A 2,794-nucleotide genomic window follows, 5' to 3' on the forward strand; every position below is an offset into this window, starting at 1 on the left:
GCGTCTCGGGGACGCGCCAATTGGCAACAGGATTATCAATCGTATGCGATCCATCGTAAGCGCCCGGCAAAGTCAGGGGTGAGCTCAATCAGGGGACAGGTGGTACCCAGTTATGCGGAAGCAATTCGGCGATCTTATCGGCCCGCTGTGTTGGCAGCCGCGTGAGGACGTCTTTTAAGTATGCGTATGGGTCGTGCCCATTGAGCTGCGCGGAACGCACCAGACTCATGATGGCTGCGGCTCGTTGACCAGCGCGTAGAGAACCCGCGAATAACCAGTTGGCCCGTCCAATGGCCCACGGCCGAATCAGGTTTTCGATTCGGTTGTTATCAATGGGCACATGAGGATCGTCGAGATAGCGCGTGAGCGCCTGCCAACGCTTGAGGTTGTAGTCCAGTGCTTTGGCGATCGGCGAGCCCTCGGCGACAAGCTTGCGCTGAGCGAGCATCCAGACGTGCAACGCCTGTGCAATTGGCCTGCCTCGCTCCTCACGAATTGCTCGTCGTTGCTCAGGATCCAAGTCGGCTGCTTCGCGCTCGACGTCGTAGAGCGCCACGAAGAATTTCAATGCCTGCTCGGCGATCTGGCTCTTCTTGCTCGCATGCAGATCGAAGAATTTTCTCCGCGCGTGCGCCATGCAGCCAATTTCCGTGATGCCCAGTTTGAATCCTGCTTTATAGCCGCTGTAATCGTCAACGACCAGCTTGCCACGCCAGTTGCCCAAGAAGGCGCGGGCATGTTCGCCAGATCTGCCGTCGGCGAACTCGTACACGACCGCGCGCACCTCTGCAAACTGAGTCGACGTGTAGGCCCATAAATAGGCGCTATGCGTCTTCCCTTTGCCGGGGCTCAACATCCGCACCGGCGTTTCGTCTGCATGTAAGACGCTGTGGCGCAGTAGTTCCTCGCGAAGCGCGTCGACCAAGGGCTGCAAACGTACACCGCATACGCCCACCCAGCCGCCGAGCGTCGATTGTGGAATTGCCAGGCCCGCGCGGGCGAAGATGCGTTCCTGCCGGTACAGAGGAAGGTGGTCGCCGTATTTGGCGACCAACACCTGTGCGAGCAAGCCATTCGTCGGAATCCCTTTGTCGATCACATGCGGTGGCACCGGCGCCTGGATCAACGTCTCGCACGCTTTACATGCCCACTTCCCACGGATGTGGCGCTCAACCGTGAACACGCCCGGAGTGTAGTCGAGCTTCTCGCTGATATCCTCGCCGATGCGCACGCGCTGGCAGCCACAGGAGCAGCTCAACTCAGTCGGTTCGTGATGGATGTCGGTGCGGGGCAACTGGGGCGGCAACGGCAAGCGTTTGGCCCGCTTGCGAGGTTTCTCCTGCGGCGCGTCCGAGCGCAGTTCATCCAGCTCGGCCTCAAGCGCTGCCAAATCCTCATCAATGGCCTCGTCCAGCAAGCTTAACTGCTCGGCAGTGAACTGTTCGCTACGTCTGCCGAATTGCAGGCGTTTGATGACCGAGAGCTCGTGGGTGAGCTGGTCAATGCGCGTTTGGCGGTAGTGCGATTCACGCGTCTTCTCGTCGACCTGAGTCATCAACTGCCGCGCGAGTGCGCGCAGTTGATCGGAGTTCAGGGCATCGAGATCGGTGGGTGAATTCATGCCCCCAAGTTTGCCAGCACCTGCACGCCGGGGGAATCGAAACTGTTTACGTCATTTGCTATACCACCGCGATTACGTGGTCGTGCGCCAACGTCTGCCAGGGCAGCCCGATCACGAGTGCGCGCAGTTGCTCGAGATTTAACGTCTCAGAAATATCACTATGACCATTGGCCCAAACGAAATGACCTTTGTTCAAGCGTCGTGCAGCAAGCCAGACGCCAAATCCGTCGTACACGAGGACCTTCATGCGCGTCGAGCGCTGATTGGCAAACAGATATGCATGATGTGGCCGTGCGGACCCAAATACCTTCACCACGCGAGCAAGGATAGTATCAGCGCCGGCACGCATATCGAGCGGTTCAGTCGCAAGCCAAATGGCGTCGATGCGGATCATCGCAGCACCTCCCGAACCCAAGCTGCACTGTCACTCAAACAAAGCTGCGGCCACAGCACTGACACGGTTGTGCCATTGCGCTGAATGTCGATACGCACGTTCGCTTGCGCCGCGTCGGGCGCTTGTGGTGTCGGCACGGTCATTGGCAACGCGACGAAGGCAGGCTTTACGTCGACAACAACCGATTTGGGTGCAGGCGGCGCAGCGTCGCTGGAATCGGCGGCATCTTTAATCCAACGCCGGAGCACATTAGGATTCAGGCCATGCGAGATCGCCACGGCGGAACATGAGACGCCAACCTGGCGACATTGTTCGATAAGCTCTGACTTGAACGAGGTGCTGTAGGTGCGCCGTGTGCGCCCGGTCGGAATGTCTTGGGAAATAGTGTGCACGTGTCCGCTTCCTGATCGTGGAAACGTATGCTCTTACGCCAAAGAGTAGAAAACCAGATGAGATTGCCGGGTGCTTACACTTGAACGACGCGTGCTCGATGTGCTCGACAGCGACAGCACGGTCGATTCGGTGCGCGCGGGCATCGCGCGCTGGGACTCGGACCCGCTCGAAGACGCCATCGCCGAGGCGCAGGCGTGCGCTGGCGAGGTGCGCACGCCTGAAGAGTTGCTCGCGCATCCGCACGGCGCGCATCTAGCGAGCTGCCCGATCGCAGAGGGTCGCCCGCAGCGTGCGCGCGATGGTCGTGCCGGGCTCGGGATCAGTGCGTCGACAGGCCGAAGCGAAAGGCATCGTGGACACGGTGAAGAGCGCCGATTTTTATGGGC

General features: G+C 59.7%; 3 protein-coding genes and 1 pseudogene. 1 reads left to right on the forward strand and 3 read right to left on the reverse strand.

Features of this window, described 5'->3' with window-relative positions; translation table 11 throughout:
• Window positions 1–88: 88 nt before the first annotated feature.
• Genes ACFFAR_RS30160 through ACFFAR_RS30170 form a run of 3 tightly spaced genes read right to left on the reverse strand, consistent with a single transcriptional unit; the run spans window position 89 to window position 2,407 of the window.
• Complete coding sequence (locus ACFFAR_RS30160; RefSeq protein ID WP_375509112.1) at window positions 89–1,621, reverse strand: IS66 family transposase; 1,533 nt, start codon at window positions 1,619–1,621, stop codon at window positions 89–91.
• A 58-nt stretch (window positions 1,622–1,679) separates the two neighbouring features.
• Window positions 1,680–2,015, reverse strand: a complete 336-nt coding sequence (gene tnpB / locus ACFFAR_RS30165; protein WP_044455394.1) for an IS66 family insertion sequence element accessory protein TnpB — start codon at window positions 2,013–2,015, stop codon at window positions 1,680–1,682.
• The gene (locus ACFFAR_RS30170) at window positions 2,012–2,407 is read right to left on the reverse strand and encodes a transposase (protein WP_375509113.1); all 396 of its coding nucleotides are present in this window, start codon (window positions 2,405–2,407) and stop codon (window positions 2,012–2,014) included. Before ACFFAR_RS30170 ends, tnpB begins: the two co-directional genes overlap by 4 nt.
• A 70-nt stretch (window positions 2,408–2,477) precedes the next feature.
• Between ACFFAR_RS30170 and ACFFAR_RS30175 the strand changes: the two are divergent.
• Window positions 2,478–2,794, forward strand: a pseudogene (locus ACFFAR_RS30175) (hypothetical protein); the annotation flags it as partial.

The sequence above is a fragment of the uncultured Caballeronia sp. genome, assembly GCF_964243625.1.
Taxonomy (GTDB): Bacteria; Pseudomonadota; Gammaproteobacteria; order Burkholderiales; family Burkholderiaceae; genus Caballeronia.